Below are 20,258 nucleotides of genomic sequence, written 5' to 3' on the forward strand. Positions count from 1 at the left end.
CGTTTGCATACCTGTCAGGAATACCTTTTCGCGATTTACCTGCTTTCTAAAAAATACGACTTTGTTCGTATAAGTACCCTTGCAAAATTTTTATCATTAACCGAACCAAGCGTTACTTTGCAAATCAAACAACTTACAAAACAGCGCTTAGTTTTGCATCGACGGTACAGTACAATTCGGTTAACCGAATCTGGTCAACAGATGGCCGAAAACTTTTCAAATCGGTATAACGTTTGGGAAGATTTCTGTGAGTTTGCACTAGATAGTGATTCATTTAACTACCAAGACATTATTGAACTATGTGAGTTGAGTTCACCACGTGTTCTAACCGCCTTGGAAAAATACGTTTCAAAAATATCAAGAAAGGAAGATCAAACTTATGAATCAACCATCGAGTAAGGTTGTATCCAATCAGCGCTTCATCAGTGTTATTTTGTTGAATCTCATCATCACAGTCGGCGAATTATTAGGAGGAATCTTTTCAGGATCACTTTCACTAACGTCCGATGCATTCCATAATTTCAGTGATTCACTATCAGTTTTAATGGGTCTGATTGCTCAACGTTTAGGTCAACGTTCTGAGAATGAACGCGAAACATTTGGATACAAACGTGCCGAAATCATTTCCGCATTTTTAAACAGCTTAGCCTTACTATTAATTTCGTTATTTCTATCATTCAAAGCTGTTGAACATTTATTTCATCCAAGTGCCGTTCATGTTACCGTTATGTTTTGGGTTGCAATAATTAGTTTTATTGGCAACATTATCTCCACTTTCTTATTACATCCAAAAGATGATAGTAGCTTAAATGTTAAAGCAACTTATCTACACTTATTGTCTGACACATTAGCTGCAATGGGCGTTATTATCGGGAGTATCATTATTTATTTCTGGCACCTAACTTGGATTGATCCACTTTTGACAATCTTAATTTCAATTTACTTATTAACTGAAACAATTCCGGTTATCCGCGAATCGTGTGCAATTTTAATGCAAGCTTCGCCCAATTTAGATTACGATCAAATGTCGAAAGATATTAACGAGATTTCTGATGTAACAGGTGTTCATCATATTCACGCTTGGCAAATGGACGAATTTCAAATTGTGCTTTCATTACACGTCACTGTTTCCGACAGTCGTTTAAAAGATAGTGATGAAACTCTACAAAATATCCGCCATTTAATTAACGATAAATATCATGTATCGCATGTCACCATTCAAATCGAACCGGAACATGGGTCTCATGGTAATCACCATCAGATGTTTGTTCAGGAATAGTCAAAATGCTCAACTCCACTAGAAATGGAATTGAGCATTTTTATTTTGAACATATTCAATTACGTCATTTTTTTCGGTTAATTTTGCCCGCTGTTCCGTACTTAAATCTTCGACCATGGTTTTCCATGATACTTGATTATTCTTTTTCATTAACTTCAAAGCGTCAGCATCACGTTGCTTCCGTTCTTTATCTTTAGCAGGATAAGGATCTTGTTGGAAACCATCGAACAATCCCTGCATAGTACTTTTAAACTTGATTTCAGCGCCCCAGCCCCACTCAAGACCAAGTGGATAAGCAAAGGAATTTCCTTGATTGATTCGTGTAAATAAATTGGCTTCTTCGTAGCTACGACCATAACCACATAAAATGCCTGGCACTGAATTATGAGCAAGCTGAGATCCCATTCCAGAACTACAACCAGTAATTACTAAGTCAACTGAACCACTATTTAGCAACATTCCTGATAAAATAGCAGTGTCTAAATAGTTATATTTAGTTTCTTCACTATCAAAAGCGCCAAAATTTAAGAACTCAAAATGATAGGACTCACTCAATTCAGTCAAGACTTTACTTAATGATTCATTTTTAGAACTCTGTGTCGATCCAGTTAGCAGTGCTACTCGCATGGTTGCGACCTTCTTTACAAAATTATTTTATTTTTATAATATTCTTTATCATTTACTATTTTACCCTTATTTTGATGTAGACTATAACTATTCACTAAAAAGGGAGTTTAAAATGAAATCAATTTGGTCTATTTTTAAAAATTATATTATTCCAATTGCCGTTGGATTAGCGATTGCACTATTGATTAAAACGTATGCTTTCTCACTAGTTAAAGTTGACGGAAGCTCAATGTACCCTAACTTGCAAAATACTGAACGTGTTTCAATGATTAAATTTCTAGAACCAAAACGCGACAATGTAGTTGTCTTTAAAGCTTACGGTGTTGACCCTCGAGCAATTGACCCGAAAATTCTTTATGTTAAACGAGTTATTGGTGTTCCTGGTGATACCGTTCAATATACAAAATCTGGCGAACTTCTAGTTAATAACAAGGTTGTTAAACAAGATTTCATCAGCAAAGATGCTCAAAAACAAGGCACCTTGCAACCAATAAATAAAGAAAAGACCGGTTTTGATTTAAAATCACTCTCCAAGGGTTCTGAATGGAATTCCGGTAGCGTAACCACCGTTCCAAAGGGAAAATACTTTGTAATGGGTGATAATCGTGAAGTTTCTAACGATAGTCGATACTGGGGATTCGTTCCCAAAGATAAGATTCAAGGCGTAGTTAAATTACTACCTTGGCAAAATCATCACGAAGAAATTAATCGTTAATTAAAAATAGCACTGATAAACGAATCAAAATGTTTATCAGTGCTATTTTTTATCTTTTTGTAATTCGTACTACAGCCAGTTGTAATCCCTTATGAAACGGAACCCGTTCGTCTTTAGCGATTTTATCAATCCAAAGAACTAGTTTATTTATAAGTTCATACAATAGATATAAAGAGACTGAGCTAATTAGAAATATTGATAAGATACTAAATAATGACATAACGTTTCCTCCATTTCATTTGGTAAAAACATTATATAGATTATATTAGTCTACTCAAAACAATATGCTTATACTTATTTATACATTTTCAATCAGGCCATCCAAAAACGCTTCTGCATCCCCAACATACTTGTATTGCGAGACGTCAAAGATGGGTGCTTTTGGATCGGTATTAACTGATACCACGGTCTTGGCATTTTGAATTCCAACCACATATTGAACAGCACCTGAGATACCAAGATTGATAATCAAATCTGGTGCAACGGTGTTTCCACTTTGTCCAATTTGCTGTTCATGGCTGAATTCTGGTAAGTCAGTCAACGGGCGTGAAACAGCAACAATCGCTCCAATTTTTCCAGCTAATTCATTAGCTTTCTTAATGATTGATTCAGATTGAGCACCACGACCAAGGGCAATGATTCGTTTAGCCGTACCGATGCTACGGGTATTGCTAACTGAACCCTGCTCGTCACTAACTGTTACTCTTGGATCAACATCAACGGTCACTTCGACTTCATTAATTTTGGGCTCAGACGAACCATCAACAACTGCTTCAAATGTGTTAGGACGCACCGTTGCCATTTGTGGCTTGTTCTTAGGACAAGTTATTTCACACATAATGTTGTCACCATAAGATGGCTTGGTAGCAACTAGCAAATCGTCGTCAAATCGTAAGTCCAAACAGTCGGCCGTTAATCCGGTCTTTAGACGTCCTTGTATTCTTGGTGCTAGAGAACGTCCTGTGACTGTTGCTCCAAATAAAATCGTATCTGGCTTTTGTTCTTGTGCTAAATCAACTAATACATTCGTAATCGTTTCATCACTAGCATTCTTTAAATTATCATTTTTAACCAACAAAATTTGATTAGGTCCATACTGTTTAACAGTATTTTCAAAATCTTGATCGTGGTCTTCCAGAATAACTGCAGTAACTTGGCGACCATTAGCAATTTCTTTCGCCTTCGTTATTAATTGGAGGCTACTAGGATCAACCCGATTAAAATGATTTTCCACATAAATCCAAATCTCACTCATTTTCATAACCTCCTATAAAATACTTTTTTCGCTCAATTTTGTTAATAAGTTTTGAGCAGCTTCTTTTGCAGATCCTTCAAGGGTTTCTGTAACTTTAGGTGTTGCTGTTGGTGTATAAACCTTAGTAACAATTGTTGGCGAACCAGCTTGTCCAATTTCGCTATCATCTAGATCTAAATCCTTTTCATCATAAACGACAATATCTTTCTTAAAGCTGAGTTTAATATTTCGAGGTGTTGCATAACGTGGTTCGTTTAATTCAGAACGAACCGTTGCAACTGCTGGTAGATCACCATTTACTCGAACGGTTCCACCATCGAGCATACGTACTGCATCAATTTGGCCATCGCTACTCAAGTTTAATTTTGAAACGTAAGTATACTGTGGTAAATCTAATTTTTCAGCAACAAGCGGACCAACTTGTCCTGTATCAGCATCAACTGCCTGACGACCGAATAAGATTAAATCTGCTCCGCCAATTTTATTAACAGCTGCAGCCAATACAGTAGCTGTTGCTAAAGTATCTGCACCGGCAAATCCACGAGAACTTAAGAGAACACCTTCGTTAGCTCCCATAGCCATTGCTAAACGAAGCGTTTTTTCATAGTCAGGAGGTCCCATTGTCAAAGCAACCACTTCGGCGCCATAACGGTCTTTCAACTCAAGGGCTGCTTCAATGGCATTGACATCAAAAGAATTAATCACACCACTGATTCCGTTTCGTTGTAGATTATGCGTAACCGGATCAATTTTGACATTATTAGTTTCTGGTACTTGTTTTAAACATACAATAATTTTCATTCTGGTATCCTCCTTACTTTTCAAATTCGGCTTTAGCAATTGCTGTCCGCATCTTTTCAACGGTTCCTTCAGCAATTTCCAAAGCTCGTGCATCTCGAATTAAATGTTCAATTGGATACTCACGACTGTAACCATAACCAGCTAGAACTTGGAGTGCGTCATCACCGGCTTTAACAGCTGAACGACTACCAAATGTTTTGGCCATTGCGGCTTCTTCCATGTATGGTTGGCCATTTTGTTTACGAATTGCTGCTTGTTGATAGACTAATTTAGTTAATTCTTTTGAAATTGCAATATTAGCAATTTTTTCTTGGATGACTTGTAAATCAGTTAATGGAGTATCAAGAGCCTTACGTTGTTTAGCGTAATCAGAAGCAATTTTTAGAGCGTGTTCCATAATTCCCGTTAGAACAGCACCCATTAGGATTCGAGCATCATCATGAGCTTGATCTGCAATCTCTAGTCCTTGACCACGTTTACCAATCAAATGGTCTTCGCTAACTTCGATGTTATTCATGACCACTTCACCTACGGGAGTTCCTCGTAGTCCAATGAAATCTTCGCGTTTACCAAATGAAAATCCTGGCATATCTTTATCAATCAAGAAACATGAAAATTCATTCTCACCAGATTTAACTAGGATAATATAAACTTCAGCCAAGCCACCATTTGTAATCATGACTTTATCACCGTTAATAATCCACTTGTTGCCCTCTTTAACGGCCGTGGAACTAATTCCAGTTGGATTAGAGCCACCACTTGGTTCAGTATTTGAGAAGGCAAAAATACGATGATTAGCACTATCTAAGTACTCTTTTTGAATATTTTCATTTCCGTATTTCATAAGTTGGTCGAGCGTCTTATAATGACCCTCCAAAGTTACACCAACACTTGCGTTTCCGTATGCTAAATCATTGATAGTTGTTGCGGTGGCAATTGGATCAAAAGCAGCACCACCATATTCTTCAGGGAGCGTTAACCCCAGAAAACCATTATCAATCAATTTTTGAAATAATCCGTCTGTAAAATCGCCTTTTTGGTCAATTGCCATATCAAATGGTGCGACTTCTTTAGCCGTAAAATCCTTTACCATTTGGTGTAACATTTGTTGTTCAGGCGTAAATGTATTATCAAACATTTCGAATCCTCCTTCATCGCTTTGTGAAACCCCTTACAAGTTTCTATAATACACTATTTTTCGAATGATTTTGAGACCAAATGAAAAGAGTTTTACCAATTTTCATCAGCAAAACTCTGTACCAATTTATTTAATTAGCCAACTCACACGTTCAGCCATTTGTTCCAATAGCTCTGGTCCCTGACTTATGGCTTGATTCAAACTCATTACTTGATCGACAATTGAAAAAATTGAAGTTAATCCAATTGCACGAAAATTATCCAGTGTTCCAATTTGTTGACCGACAAAAGCAATACATGGTTTTTGATATTTCTTCGCCAGCTTTGCCACTTCAACCGGAACCTTACCATGCAAACTTTGCTCATCAATTTGACCTTCACCCGTGATAACTATGTCTGTATTTTGAACCTTGGACTCTAAATCTGCATTCTCTGCCACTAAATGAAATCCACTTTCCACTTTTCCACCCAGTAAACGAAGTGCGAATCCCATTCCGCCCGCAGCACCGTCGCCCGGTTCTTGGCCCTGATTTTTAGGATCTAATACTCGTGCTAATTCTTTCAAGCCCTGATCCACAACTTGAATTTGATTGTCTGACAGTCCCTTTTGTGCACCAAAAACCTGCGTTGCTCCTGAATTACCGGTCAACGGACTAGTAACATCAGATGCCACAATCAATTGAACATCTTCGAGATTAACATGGGATAGGTCGAGGTGTTGGATATTGCTAAGTTGCTGCACATTAGCGGCAACTTCATGACCTAGGTTATCCAAAAATCTTCCACCAAGACCACTAATAAGACCCAAACCTGCATCTACTGTTCCACTGCCACCCAATCCAACAATAATCGTCTGAGCACCAAGATCTACGGCATTTTTAATCAGCTCTCCTGTTCCAACTGAACTAAATTCAGTCGAGTTAATTTGAGAGTATTGATCTTTAAATTGAATACCAGAAGCTGAAGCACACTCAATAACTGCCGTTTTTGAACTTGGAAACCATGCAATTGGAGCAGAAACATTATTATTTAAAACATCGTGCACCTTGAAGGTCTTTCTAATTCCACCAAGTCTGTTGAAAAGAAAACTATCAACAGTTCCTTCTCCACCGTCGGCAATGGCTATTTTCTCGCACTGAATTCCAGCATGTGTAAAGCCACGTTCCACTCGATTAGCTGCTTCAATGCTGGTGATGGAACCTTTGAATGAGTCGATTGCTATTAATGCTTTCATTGATTTATCGCTCCTCACCATTCAGTTCTTCCTGCAACTCAGCAATTCGACCATAAAGTGGTTCCATCTGTTGTTCAACATCTTCAAAGAGTCGAATCAATTTTTGATATACTTCATGATTTTTAGCATTGGGTTTGAATTCTTTGGTAGTTCCAACCATTTTTCGAATGATATCTAAACTTTCAATCTTGCCTAGAGCTTTCCAACCGATAACGGCAGCAGCTAAACATGAACTTTCGAAGCTATCTGGAACAGTCACTGATTGCCCTAGTACATCTGCTAAAATTTGACACCAAACTTCAGACTGAGTAAAACCGCCTGTTGCATGGATTTCATTAACGGCAAGTGACTTTTTAGTTAGGTTGAGGACTTCATTTAAATTAATCACAATGCCTTCCATCACGGCCCGGGCAATATCAGCTTTTGTGTGTGAAAATGTTAAACCAACCAACGAACTCTGTGCATTAGAATTCCACAATGGAGCACGTTCGCCACTCATATAGGAATTGAAAATTAGCCCATGAGCCCCAGCAGGTGTGTTATCAACCAGTTTATTAATTTCTTCAAATGGTAAATGATCGAGTAATTCTTCGCGAGCCCATTGCAAAACCTGCCCTCCGTTATTAACTGGTCCGCCAACAATCCATTTATGTGGGGCAACGTAGTAACAGAAAAGCTTCCCTTCTGGATCCAAATATGGCTCTGTAGTCATCACTCGAACTGCTCCAGAGGTTCCGATAGTCACCGCTGCAACACCTTCTTGATCAGCTCCAACACCTAAATTAGATAGTGCACCATCACTTGCTCCCATAATAATCTTAGTATTTGAATTAAGACCTAATTCATTAACCAAGTCTGAATTTATATTATCAATCACATAATCCGTATCCACCAAATCAGGCAACTGATTTGACTTAACTCCGGCTAATTTCAAAGATTCTGGATTCCAGTTAAATGTATGCAAATTAAACAGACCGGTTGCATTTGCAATCGAGTAGTCCATTTTAAATTCGCCCGTCAGCTTGTAAATAACATATTCTTTAATCCCCGCAATGTAGCCAGTGTTTTCCATCATTGCAGGATATGCATGGCTCAACCAATAAAGTTTAACCAGTGGATTCATCGGATGAATTGGAGTACCGGTCTCTTGATAAATATTCTGAAAATTAGCTTCCTGCTTAAATTGACCAAGTACAACACCTGCTCGATTATCAGCCCAGGTCATAACTCGAGAAATTGGTTTGTGATTTCCATCTAACAAAATCAGGCTGTGCATCGCAGCGGAAAATGAAATTCCGAGTACATGCTCGCTATCAACCGATTTAGTAACGTTTTGAATTGTCTGCAAAATTGCATTTAGAATTTCATCAGGATCTTCTTCAGCTGCTTCAGGAACGTCGTGATACATGGGATAACCTAAATTTGAATATTCCACTACTTTCCCATTTTCATCATACAAAACTGACTTCGTACTGGTTGTTCCAATGTCAGTGCCAATCATATAATCCATTGTTATTACCTCTTTAATAGTCAAAAAGGAGCACTTTTGCGCTCCTTCAGATTACTTATTCAATTCGTCTACTAACTCAGCTTCATTCATAATCTTAACGCCGAGTTCTTCAGCTTTTGTTAACTTACTTCCGGCATCTGCCCCAGCAATTAAAAGATCAGTTTTCTTCGAAATCGAGCCAACCACATTGGCACCTAAATTAGTTAGTTGTTCTTTTAATTCGTTACGTTTAAACTGCTCTAATTTACCAGTAATGGCAATCTTCTTATCGTTAAAGGGATTATCCTCATCAACTGGTGCTGTTTGACCCAAAAATTCCATGTTAACGCCCACTGCTTTTAACTCATCAATCATATTTTGAGCAGATTCACTGGTAAAGAAGACATGTAGATTCTTGGCTAAAGTACCACCAACCGTATTAACAGCTTCAAAATCTTCAACGCTAGTTTCCATCATTGCATCCATCGTTTTGAATTCTTCAGCCAGCGTTCGAGCCATTTTAGTCCCAACACCCTGAATACCTAGGCCATTAACAAGTCGTTCCAGTGAGTTGCTACGACTGGTATCAATCGATTGAAGAAGGTTATTAATTCGTTTCTCTTTGAAACCATCTAATTCGCCTAATTCATTTGGTGTTAATTTATACAAATCGTTGAAATGGTGAATAAAGCCCTTATCAAACAGTTGTTGGATTTGTTTGGGACCTAATCCCATAATATTCATCGCATTCCGTGAGCCAAAGTGTTCTAGACGAGCTACAATTTGCGCTGGGCAGTCTGGATTAATACATCTCAAGGCCACTTCACCGTTCAAATGAACTAGCTCCTGACCACAAGATGGGCAGACTTCTGGAATTGGTAAGTCTTCAATTTCAGATGGTCGTTTATCCAAAACAACTTTAGTGATTTCGGGAATAATATCTCCTGCTTTATGAAGTAAAACTGTATCGCCAATGTGAACATCCTTCGCACGGAGTTGATCCACATTATTTAATGTCGCACGGCTAACAGTTGTTCCTGCTAATTGAACTGGATCCATCACGGCTGTGGGGGTGACAACCCCGGTTCGTCCAACTGTCCATTCGATGTCACGAACAACGGTTGCTTCCTCTTCAGGTGGGAACTTATAAGCAATTTCCCAGCGGGGAACTTTGACTGTATGACCTAACTGACGTTCTAGTTCCAAGTCATTAACCTTCAGAACAATTCCGTCAATTCCGTACGCTAAATCATCCCGTTGACCTTCATACTTCTCAATATAATCCCAAACTTCATCCAACGAAGCACAAACAGCTTGAGTTGGGTTAGTATGGAATCCTAGTTCTTCCATAAACTGAATCGCTTGATGTTGAGTTGTAACATTGACGCTTTCAGGATCAACCAGGGTATAGATAAATGTGTCTAATTTGCGTGCTTTAGTTACTTTTGTGTCTAACTGGCGCAGGCTTCCAGCAGCAGCGTTCCGCGGATTAGCAAAGCTATCTTTTCCAGCAGCAACCTGTTGTTGGTTGAGTGTCGCAAATGCTTCTTTTGGCATATAACATTCACCACGCACTTCTAGCGAAATTGGACGACTCAAAGTCTTAGGAACTGAATCAATCGTAGCTAAATTTTTAGTAATATCCTCACCAATATTACCGTCTCCACGGGTAGAACCTTGAACAAATTTACCATCTTCATAAACAAGTGAAATAGCTAATCCATCAATCTTTAATTCCACGTTGTAATCAACTTGATGACCAACATTTTTTTGAATTCGATTGTCAAATTCAACTAATTCATCCCGCGAAAAAACATCCCCCATGGAAAGCATTGGAATTTCATGCGAAATTTTTGTGAATCCTTCTAAAACTTGTCCACCAACACGCTGTGTGATGGAATCATTCGTAATGATTGCAGGAAAAGCTGCTTCAAGTTCTAATAAATCATTATATTTATCATCATACTCATGATCTTCCACTTCAGGATTATCCTGCGTGTAGTATTCATTACTCCATTTATCGAGAATAACACGAAGTTTCTTTGCCTGGTCGTTTGCCTCTGCTTCAGTCATTTCGGTTACTGGTTTACTTAAAGCCATCTTAATCTCCTACCCTTTTAAATCAACATCGAGTTCCACTGGACAGTGGTCAGAACCAAATATTTCATTGTGAATCTTTGCATCTTGTAAACGATCATCAATTGATTTTGATGTAATAAAATAGTCAATCCGCCAACCAGAATTATTATCACGAGCGTGGAATCGGTAACTCCACCATGAATAAATATCGGATTGGTCTGGATAGAAGTAACGGAATGTATCCGTAAATCCTGAAGCTAATAATTCACTGAATTTAGCCCGTTCTTCATCACTAAAGCCAGCGTTCTTGTGGTTAGTCTTGTCATTTTTCAAATCAATCGGATTATGAGCAACATTTAGGTCACCACAGAACACAACTGGTTTGGTCTCATTTAATTTGTTGATGTAAGCTTGAAAAGCATCTTCCCAACTCATTCGATATTCCAAGCGTTTTAATTTAGCTTGTGAATTAGGTGTATAACAAGTAATCATGTAAAAGTCTTTGTATTCAAGGGTGATCACCCGACCTTCGTGATCATGCTCATCAACGCCAATTCCATATGTAACATTTAGTGGTTTTATTTTTGTAAAAATAGCCGTACCAGAATAGCCCTTTTTATCAGCATAATTCCAGTATTGATGGTAACCTGGTAAATCCATTTCAATTTGGCCAGCTTGTAGCTTGGTTTCCTGCAAACAAAAGATATCGGCATTTAAATCATTAAAAGAATCCATAAATCCATGTGTCACTGCAGCTCGCAGTCCATTTACATTCCAAGAAATTAACTTCATTAGATTACCTCCACTTTTCTATTACTTCTATAATATCTCATTTTAGTATCATTCGGGTCTTTATAACATTAAAAAAGATATCAAGCTACATTACAGCTTGATATCTCTAAAAATTATTTACTAATGCCACGCTCAAAAACACCCATGTATCCCTCAGCATGTTTAATAATATCAGTCATTTGACTCAAATCACCGTCTGGATGTTTTTCCATATACGCCTTAGTCTCTTCACCAATTTGAAGCATAATAGCGGTGAACATTCCTTGAACAACCTCCATATCAACATCTCCACGAATATTAAGTCGTTCTAAGACTGGACCACTCAGCTCCATAGCATTGTTTAAATCAACCCCGACAATTTGATGAACTTGCTCACGATCCTCGTCATTAAAATCGTTCACATCACCATACGCATCAAGCAATACTTTGAACTCATCCGGGAACTTGCTTTGGAGTTGTATTTTATATTTAGTAGCTCGCACAATCATTTCAGTTAAATCCTTGGAGTCTTTCCAAACCGAAAGATCTGCAGTACTCATAATATTATTAACTGCAAATTGTAATGTACTTTTATACAATCCAAATTTACTATCGTAGTATCTAAAAATAATTCCCTTCGAAACTTTTGCCATCTCTGCAATTTGATCAACACGCGTTCGTTGATAGCGATTATTTGCAAATACCTTGAGCGAGTTTTTTAAAATACGCGAAACTTTTTCTGGATCTTTAGGTACTTGTTTAGTTATTTCCATAATTAAACCTCTTAACTTAAATCTCTACGTTGATACCCCCAAATTCCAATTATAATCAAAACTGCCATTATTATCATTAATACACTGAAATATCCGTAATTGACCGCATGGACAGGGACCTTATTAGCCCAACCAAAAGCACTAAACTTCTTCGCCCAATCTGGTAATTTTAACAAACTACCCAAATACATGGAATAGATACCATAGAACACATAAGCCCATGATATCAAGGTGCCTTTAGGCCATATACCAACTAAAAAGGCTGCCATTGCAACAGACGTCAAAATTGCTGGACTGTATGCGATAAACACATGTATATAAGTCTGAAAGTCTAATTTACCATGTGTTAAAACTGCATTTCCCGCAACATAAAGACCCATTAAAGAAGCAAAGAAGCTCAGTTCTCCCGCAATAATTGCTGTGATTAAATAGCTGATAAAAACATGTAATCTGGAAACCTTCTTTGCAAAAATATTTTCTAAATAGCCCTTCGTTTGATCTCCTTTGAGACTATTCATAACCTGAATAGCTGGAATCGCTGCGAGACCAACACAAACTATGGTAATGACTGCCACAAAATTTAGTAAAATCTGGTGATTTGCTGCATTAACTGCAGCTTTTCCAAATACAGTTTGCATCGTTGGATTAGTTTTCAAAATATCACTGATTGTATTAAAAATTGAACCATACGTCGTACCTAAGATAAATAAGCCAACAGTCCAAACAATCATGCTAGTACGATGTAGCTTCATAATTAGACTAATCGGACCGCGCAGTAAGAAACCAGCCTTTGCTCGTCCAGGACGAGTTGCAATCAATCCCGAACCAATATCACGGTGTTGGCTTGTAAATAGTACTAACAACCAAACAACAAAGCTCAAAACAACCAATATAATGACTGGTCTCCAATCATTTTTATGAAATGCTGATATTTTTTCAATCATTCCAAATGGATTAAACCATGTTGTAGATGGACGTTTTAAATCCGTATACATTCGTAAAATATAAAACAATCCAAAAATTCCATAACTAATCGTCGTTGCATTACGAGAATTATCCGCAATCTGTGCGCTGAAGAGTGCTACCATGCCAAAGAACAACCCTACTGCTGCTAATACCATTCCAAGCAGCCAAGCACCATTTGCATTGACTCCTGGCATTCCACTAAATTGAATTCCTAATCCAAACAGCATTCCAACAATAATATTAATGAAGAGTAGTTCGAGGGAAATCGCCATTATATTCGACATACGTCCAATTGAATGCGAAACTAGCAGTTCTGTTAAACCACTGTCTTCTTCACTTCGCGACCCACGAATTGCAAAGTAAATATTCATAATCACCATCATCAAAGCCATGAAAACAATCATTTCAGTACCAAACACATCAGCACTTTGCTTTGCAGGAATATCAAACTTACCAAATAAAGCTACCATTGCAGGTGATTTTAAAGTGTTCTCAATCGCCGAAATTGAACTTGGTGTTCCATAAATTCCTTCAAATTTGAAGGCTACAGAAGCCATTAATCCCGCAAGACAGATAATCCAAGTAATCAGGCTCCAACTATCACGTCGAATCCCAAATCGTGTTAGAAATCCCGTTTTATCAAAATTATTTTTCATGATCACTCACCTCTGATCCACTTTGATCAGAACTTTGTTTGTAATAACGTAAGAATAAATCTTCCAGGGTTGGTGGAGTACTCTGTAATGCCACGATTCCTTTAGTAGTCAAATACTGCATAATATTCTCGATGTTTTCTGAATCGACCGCAAATGTTGCTTTGTTAGAAACTTGTTTACTGCGACTGACATTATGAACCGCCGGATTCTGATCCAAATCGTCGATACTTTCCTTAGTTGTAACTGTTATTTGCGTACGCGTTAAATGACGCATATCGTCTAACGTTCCGGTTTCGATAATTTCACCGTCACGAATAATTCCAATCCGATCACACATACGCTCAACTTCAGATAAAATGTGACTCGAAAGTAAAATGCTCTTCCCAGATTTTTTTAACTGTAAAACTTCTTGTTGGAAGATTTCTTCCATCAAAGGATCCAACCCTGATGTAGGTTCATCAAATATATATAAATCAGCATTCGTTGAAAATGCAGCAACTAGTGCCACTTTTTGGCGATTTCCCTTTGAATATGTCCGAGCCTTTTTCGTGACATCTAAGTCAAACTTAGCAATCAAGTCATCCGTACGTTGGGTATGTTTGTTATCATTCATTTTCAAAAACAAATCGATAATTTCGCCACCAGTTAAATTAGGCCATAGATACACATCCCCTGGCACATACGCAATTCGTTTATGAATTAATACACGATGTGTCCATACATCTTCACCAAAGATGGTCGCCTTACCGGCAGTTCGTTTTAAGATCCCTAATAAAGTCCTAATCGTAGTTGATTTACCAGCTCCGTTCGGTCCAATAAACCCAAAAACTTCTCCCTTATTAACATCAAAAGTAATATTTTTCAAAGCTTTAAATTTGCCAAATGATTTTTGTAAATGATCTAGGTGTAAAACCACATTATTTGTTTTCATAATAATGCCTCCCTTGAATTTACTTAGATTATATTTCTTGTTGACCCGCAAGTCAATGACTGTGCAGTCAATATTAAAAAAAATAAAAAGCGCTGCTTTATATCAGCAGCGTTTTACTTTTAAAGTAGATTTTGAATAGCCGAAGCCAAGTTAACCGCATGGTTCTTATTTCCACCGGCTGACTTGGAGGTTTGATTTACAAACAAAATCACTCCATTACGGTGTCTAGTGAAAAATTGACCCAGTTATTAACATGGTTGTACGCTAATGAACCATACACATTTTTAGTTTTAAAGTAATCACTAACATACATCCCACCAGAATATCCTTTATAAGACACCGTCTTTAAATGGATTAAATAATTGTAATCTGATTTATTCAGAATTTTTCCATTAGATAATCCCTTTTCAAACTTATAATAATCTTCCGGCGTTGTATACATATTTCCAGCTCCCACAATCAGTGACATTAGGGATGGAGAAACAGTTTTACAACTCTTATAATTTCCGTTCGAATAATAATAGTTTTTAGCAGCAACGCGATTCTTAGGAATTTGGTCCCACATATATGTGGATTTAAGTCCCAAAGGCTTTATAATTCGTTCTTTCAAATTAGTTGCATATGACTTACCGGTAATCTTTCTAATAATACCAGCTAACAAAATATAGTTGGAATTACTATAATAAAAAGTCTTACTTCTTAAGCCACGGGCATTAACTCGTTGAATTGCACGATTAACCGCAGTTGCTTCTGATAATTTAGTTCCTGGTTCACGTTCATCATCTGGATCTGCAATTCCTGATGTTTGAGTCATTAAACTTCCAAGTGTAATTGTATTACCGCCTCTTAGTGAGGGTAACCAACGATTAATAGTCGTATATTGTGTAAAACTATTTTTGGTTTTCTGAGACTGTGTAATCAATTGAACAATCATAGCTGCAGTCATTGCTTTTTGAAGTGATGCCCCAGCATATACAGCACTTCCACTGGAATTAGAAACTTTCCCTTTGTGGTCTGCATCACCATTAGCAAAAGAATGCACTTTACCATTTTTAACAACTAAAACTCGACCATTTAAATGATACTGATTCATTAATCTTTGAACGTTATCTTTTTTAGGATCAGACTTTACTGCTAAATTAGCATTTGCAATGATTGGCTGTTTGATTGTGGCAGTTGCCCAAATCCATCCCATGTTCTTGCCATTCCACTTCACTCGTAAATAATCAGCTTTTTTACCAGCAACACGAGCAGTCATATCAACCGTCATCAATTTATTCACATAATTTTTCTGATAGTGAATCGCGGTCGCACGATAATCACCATAATTAGCGTGATCGAAAAATGGATGACTATTGCCCTTTTTAATTTTAACTTTATAGGTATTTTTCTTTACCGTCGTATACTTAGTTGGTAATCCAGTATATCCCTGCCAAATCCAAGCTGATTTGCCATCATTGTTTTTAAAATAGTAATAGTTCTCTTTACCAACTTTCAATTGTTGTTTAACAGATAAATCAGTAAATTGATTAGCTAAATACTTAGATTTGAAATACAGTGGTTTCTGACTTCCAATCGGATTCCCCTCCAAATCCCAAACTTTTTTATTAGAGGACTTGGCTCGGTTCTGCTGTTGCACAACGCGAACCTGATTCATACTCTTCAACTTACCCGAACTTTGCCAATTATGAGAAGCTGTTTGATTACCAGTGTTACTAATTGGCGCCGTACTGACGTGTGGTTGCACTTTCACGTTCATTACTCTTTGATTAAGGTTAGTTTCTGTTTTGGCAGGTGTTGTTACTTCTTGTTCTCCACTTGTGCTAACTGTAGAATTAGTTTTATTCGTTTGTACTACATCTTTAGCTGTATCGGTAGCATCAGCCAAAACATGTGTACTTGAAAATACTAGTCCGGTCAGCAATGTAGCTGTAATCCCCAAAAATTGTTTTTTATTCATTCTTACCCTCCAAAGTTCTATTGTAACGAACATTCGATAGCATTTAAGAGGTATGAGGGATTTGTAATCAAGTTGTAAGTTTTTTAATACTTACGACAAAATAAAAGGATTGGCTAAGCCAATCCTTTAAATAAAACTATTTTACTTACCAAATAGATTCTTAACTGAATCCATGATGCCATCAGCACCGCCACCAAGTAATCCCTTAGCTTGGTCTGCATAGTCACCTAAGTCGTCTTTATGATCTTCGAAGAATTGCTTTGCGTCGTCAAGATTACCGCCACTAACAAGTTCCTTGATCTTATCTAACGCGTCTTGTGCATTCACAATAAATCACCTACCATATCTTTAAAAGTTACATTTATTATAATTCTTTTTTTTTTGATATACTAGTCTTTAATGCGCTTCCATTCCTGTCGAAGAATTCCAAACTTTACTGAATCCCAATATTGATTATTCCAATACCGAACCTGACGAATATGCGCTTCTTCCTGCATTCCTAGTTTGTAACCTAATTTAATCATCCCAGGATTACCAGACCAGGTTGTAAAGCTCAGATGTGGTAAGTCAGTCAGGTCAAATAGATAGGATATCCACTGCTTTAAAGATTCTGTGCCAATTCCTTTAGACCAGTTGTCCTGACTAAAAATGACAATTCCAAAATCAAGCCATCGTTTTAGCTCACCGTCTTCATAATTGGCGCCAACCATTCCGACAATCTTATTATTCACAATTATTAATCGATTAAGAGGATTACCAACATATTTTGCAATGCCAGTCTTTTCTACAAATTCATCGTGTTCCGGCACTGGATCTTTAAAATATGGTCCATTAAACTTCATCCACTCTAGATCTGACTTTCCCCAAGCTGCCTGCCAGTAATCTTCCAGGTTATCAACCGTTATAGGCGCAAGTCTTAATTTCATTTTTTTCGTCCTGTTTGATAAACGTTATACGTTACATATCCAAACGCAAACATTCCAATCACACCAATCCAGAAATGATCAGAAAAGTTTCCACTTATTAATAGTTCAATACTCATTGCTAACAAACCTAATGTTATTAATCCTAAAAATATAATTCCAATAATTCTACCGATACTCATAATGATGTCCTCCGTGTTCTCTTGTTTATATTATATCTTTTTACCAAAGTATTTTATAATCAATTTAAACAATAAGGAGCGTGATAATAATGAAAATCACAGTTAAATTAGATTCAGAAGGATTTTTACCAGATAAATATGGTAAAAATGCACCTACAGAGTATTTAAAGAATGATGGGCCAATACTGTCATTTCCAATTGAGATTGATAATCTACCACAAGATACCCAAGCACTAGCACTAACTTTGATTGACTACGATGCCGTCCCCGTCGCTGGTTTTCCATGGATTCATTGGATTGCTACTGACATCCCTGTTACAAATATCATTCCAGAGGATGCAAGTCGAATCAATAAAAACATTACTCAAGGAAAGAACAGTATGGTCTCCCGCTATATTAATGTTACCGATCCAACCCTGAACACACGCTATGCAGGCCCAAAGCCACCTGAAAATCATGACTACACACTGACTGTCTTTGCATTATCACAGCCAACACATTTATCAGAAGGTTTTTATCTGAATGAATTATTAAAGGCTGTGAAACCAATTACTTTAGACCAACAAAAAATCGAGTTAGCATCTAGAGGATAAACCTCTAAATCTAACTCGATTTTTCTAATATTGTCTGGTTGAACGTAATACTTCAGGTCCACTTTTATAAAGTTGTCACTAACAAGCCAATCAAAATGGCTATCCAAAAAATAATCGAAACAACTAATAAAGCATTAAAAAATTTCGGTTGGACATACCTTAAAGTCAAATTGTTATTTCCTTTTTTTGAATCAACAAGTATTGTCCCAAGCTTTGTAGTCTTAGGGTCAATAGCCTTGCCATTCAAAGTCACTCTACTCTGCTGGTATGCAAAAGCCGGTATTAGCTTTTGCCCTTTTTTATTATCTTTCCACTTAATTTCTAAAACTCCATTTTTATAAGCATGCTTTTCAAAGCCGCTTTCATTATTCAAAATTTCGTCTGAGTATACTTTATATAAATTAACTTTTGTCTGATCAACTGCATGTAATGGTAAATAATCCGGAATTGGTTTTTTGACCAATACTATTGCTTTTTCAGGATTGGTATCCTTATATGCAGCCTTAATTGTTTTAGCTGTCGCTTTAGACCTAACATGCACTAATCCGTCCTTATTAATTGGCATGTTGTCATCATTCCATTTTTGGGCTCTTCCCTGCGTATTAGAATATGCTTCAAAAATCAAAAGACTCGAAAGTATTATCACCGATACCCTAGTCGCCTTTTGAATAGATATACCCTTATTTGACAATTCAGTTAGCGTCACAGCTATCATTGCCAAAAGAATAATTGCTCCCATAGTTATAATTCTAGATGGAAATTGTAGATTGAACGACAATGGTGGTACTTCGACTGCAAGCCTGTTCCAAGGCAATAAATTAGATGAAAGTACTATAAAGACCAATCCAATAATGGTTAAGTCACGTATTTTCCAATCAACATTGTTTATGAACATCCATGAAATCTGAAAGATAATTAAAATACTTAAAACTAATCCCAAACTAGTCGGAGACATCATTCCCGTTCCAATACTCAATGCTGAGCTAGCCATATCAATATTTGAAAAGGGATGTGCAACATTATTTTTTGAAAATACAGTTATCATTGCAACCCAAATATTAGAAGTCAGGACTAGGTATATTAGCACGGATAATCCGGCTTTTAAAAACATTTGAAGCTTCACAGAACTACGAATGAACCCAATAATAAAACATGGGATCAAAAATAAAACTGCAAAGATAGAGCTTAACAGATGAACCTCAGTAATAATTGCCATAACAAAACCTAGCGAAAGTGGATTAATAGGATCATCAGGAGTATCCAGCATTCTGCTCCCTAAAATAGCAATGAATGGTAAAAGCATCGTACCCATAGAGGTAAACTGTGTAATATTTATCCATCCAGCTAACCAAGGTGTAGCCATAAATAACGCAGAAGAAACTAACGAAAAGAATTCATTAGCACCCAACCTTTTGGAAAGCTTGAATAGTCCATATCCCCCAGTAAAGAAGACTAAAAACGAGGTAACTAATTGGAAACGAAACCAGCTCTTTACTATTAACAAGATAAATCCTAGTACATACGCAAAATATGGTCCGTAAAGTGCGTTAACAAGGCGACCAGATTTATCAAAGCCAAAATTAGATTGAAAATAACTAAATTTATTGTATTTAATTTGAGCATAAGCATCAAAAATTCTATTGAAATGGAAACTAGTGTCCCTTCCAAAAATAATACCGTTATTCAATAACAGTGGCAAAATAAAAAATAGTGCGAATAATGAGATTACAAATATTGGCCTAATCACATTTTTCTTTTCCTTTAGCAAATTCATAGTAGCTCCAGTGTTGTTTGATTTTATAGTATAAACAATATATTTATATCATGAATTAGTTAATGATAATTGTCAAAGCAAAAAAGCATGGAGCAATCTAAACTGTTCCATAC

Annotated in this window: 20 protein-coding genes; 4 read left to right on the plus strand and 16 right to left on the minus strand. The window is 36.9% G+C overall.

Annotated elements, in window-relative coordinates:
* Positions 1-3: 3 nt before the first annotated feature.
* Entirely contained in the window at positions 4-399 is a 396-nt protein-coding gene (locus IV88_RS00860; RefSeq protein WP_057797762.1) for a metal-dependent transcriptional regulator, read from the plus strand.
* Complete coding sequence (locus IV88_RS00865; protein WP_057797764.1) at positions 380-1,279, plus strand: cation diffusion facilitator family transporter; 900 nt, start codon at positions 380-382, stop codon at positions 1,277-1,279. The genes IV88_RS00860 and IV88_RS00865 overlap by 20 nt, the downstream gene beginning before the upstream one ends.
* 18 nt (positions 1,280-1,297) lie before the next feature.
* Here the strand turns inward: IV88_RS00865 and IV88_RS00870 are convergent, their stop codons facing one another.
* Positions 1,298-1,906 (minus strand): RpiB/LacA/LacB family sugar-phosphate isomerase, encoded by a 609-nt coding sequence (locus tag IV88_RS00870; RefSeq protein ID WP_057797767.1) that lies wholly within the window; start codon positions 1,904-1,906, stop codon positions 1,298-1,300.
* A 112-nt stretch (positions 1,907-2,018) separates the two neighbouring features.
* Here IV88_RS00870 and lepB point away from each other — a divergent pair, with 112 nt between their 5' ends.
* Entirely contained in the window at positions 2,019-2,621 is a 603-nt protein-coding gene (gene lepB / locus IV88_RS00875) for a signal peptidase I (RefSeq protein WP_057797768.1), read from the plus strand.
* Between the two features lie 298 nt (positions 2,622-2,919).
* Here lepB and IV88_RS00880 read toward each other — a convergent pair whose 3' ends face one another.
* The 14 genes from IV88_RS00880 to IV88_RS00945 all read right to left on the minus strand — a co-directional run bounded on the left by IV88_RS00880 (position 2,920) and on the right by IV88_RS00945 (position 17,778).
* Entirely contained in the window at positions 2,920-3,882 is a 963-nt protein-coding gene (locus IV88_RS00880; RefSeq protein ID WP_057797770.1) for an electron transfer flavoprotein subunit alpha/FixB family protein, read from the minus strand.
* A gap of 6 nt (positions 3,883-3,888) precedes the next feature.
* Entirely contained in the window at positions 3,889-4,677 is a 789-nt protein-coding gene (locus tag IV88_RS00885; RefSeq protein ID WP_057797771.1) for an electron transfer flavoprotein subunit beta/FixA family protein, read from the minus strand.
* Positions 4,678-4,690: 13 nt separating this feature from the next.
* Positions 4,691-5,815, minus strand: a complete 1,125-nt coding sequence (locus tag IV88_RS00890) for an acyl-CoA dehydrogenase family protein (protein WP_057797773.1) — start codon at positions 5,813-5,815, stop codon at positions 4,691-4,693.
* A gap of 126 nt (positions 5,816-5,941) precedes the next feature.
* On the minus strand, positions 5,942-7,048 hold the full coding sequence (locus tag IV88_RS00895) for a glycerate kinase (RefSeq protein ID WP_057797775.1): 1,107 nt from the start codon (positions 7,046-7,048) through the stop codon (positions 5,942-5,944).
* A gap of 4 nt (positions 7,049-7,052) precedes the next feature.
* Positions 7,053-8,558 carry a gluconokinase gene (locus IV88_RS00900; RefSeq protein WP_057797777.1) on the minus strand — a complete coding sequence of 502 codons (1,506 nt, stop codon included), beginning with the start codon at positions 8,556-8,558 and terminating at the stop codon, positions 7,053-7,055.
* Between the two features lie 51 nt (positions 8,559-8,609).
* Complete coding sequence (ligA, locus tag IV88_RS00905) at positions 8,610-10,637, minus strand: NAD-dependent DNA ligase LigA (protein ID WP_057797779.1); 2,028 nt, start codon at positions 10,635-10,637, stop codon at positions 8,610-8,612.
* A 9-nt stretch (positions 10,638-10,646) separates the two neighbouring features.
* Positions 10,647-11,408, minus strand: coding sequence for an exodeoxyribonuclease III (locus IV88_RS00910; RefSeq protein WP_057797780.1), 762 nt, complete (start codon positions 11,406-11,408; stop codon positions 10,647-10,649).
* Positions 11,409-11,521: 113 nt separating this feature from the next.
* Complete coding sequence (locus IV88_RS00915) at positions 11,522-12,160, minus strand: TetR/AcrR family transcriptional regulator (protein ID WP_057797782.1); 639 nt, start codon at positions 12,158-12,160, stop codon at positions 11,522-11,524.
* A gap of 11 nt (positions 12,161-12,171) precedes the next feature.
* On the minus strand, positions 12,172-13,782 hold the full coding sequence (locus IV88_RS00920) for an ABC transporter permease (RefSeq protein WP_057797784.1): 1,611 nt from the start codon (positions 13,780-13,782) through the stop codon (positions 12,172-12,174).
* Positions 13,772-14,713, minus strand: coding sequence for an ABC transporter ATP-binding protein (locus IV88_RS00925; protein ID WP_057797786.1), 942 nt, complete (start codon positions 14,711-14,713; stop codon positions 13,772-13,774). Before IV88_RS00925 ends, IV88_RS00920 begins: the two co-directional genes overlap by 11 nt.
* A gap of 208 nt (positions 14,714-14,921) precedes the next feature.
* Positions 14,922-16,673, minus strand: coding sequence for a serine hydrolase domain-containing protein (locus tag IV88_RS00930; protein WP_057797788.1), 1,752 nt, complete (start codon positions 16,671-16,673; stop codon positions 14,922-14,924).
* A 141-nt stretch (positions 16,674-16,814) separates the two neighbouring features.
* Entirely contained in the window at positions 16,815-17,000 is a 186-nt protein-coding gene (locus IV88_RS00935) for a hypothetical protein (protein WP_057797790.1), read from the minus strand.
* 62 nt (positions 17,001-17,062) lie between these two features.
* Positions 17,063-17,599 carry a GNAT family N-acetyltransferase gene (locus IV88_RS00940; RefSeq protein ID WP_057797793.1) on the minus strand — a complete coding sequence of 179 codons (537 nt, stop codon included), beginning with the start codon at positions 17,597-17,599 and terminating at the stop codon, positions 17,063-17,065.
* Complete coding sequence (locus IV88_RS00945; RefSeq protein ID WP_057797794.1) at positions 17,596-17,778, minus strand: hypothetical protein; 183 nt, start codon at positions 17,776-17,778, stop codon at positions 17,596-17,598. The genes IV88_RS00940 and IV88_RS00945 overlap by 4 nt, the downstream gene beginning before the upstream one ends.
* 89 nt (positions 17,779-17,867) lie before the next feature.
* Between IV88_RS00945 and IV88_RS00950 the strand changes: the two genes are divergently transcribed.
* Positions 17,868-18,371, plus strand: a complete 504-nt coding sequence (locus IV88_RS00950; protein WP_057797796.1) for a YbhB/YbcL family Raf kinase inhibitor-like protein — start codon at positions 17,868-17,870, stop codon at positions 18,369-18,371.
* A gap of 64 nt (positions 18,372-18,435) precedes the next feature.
* Here IV88_RS00950 and IV88_RS00955 read toward each other — a convergent pair whose 3' ends face one another.
* Complete coding sequence (locus IV88_RS00955; protein ID WP_147165202.1) at positions 18,436-20,139, minus strand: hypothetical protein; 1,704 nt, start codon at positions 20,137-20,139, stop codon at positions 18,436-18,438.
* Positions 20,140-20,258: the final 119 nt, after the last annotated feature.

This window comes from Pediococcus argentinicus, from assembly GCF_001437605.1.
GTDB lineage: Bacteria > Bacillota > Bacilli > Lactobacillales > Lactobacillaceae > Pediococcus > Pediococcus argentinicus.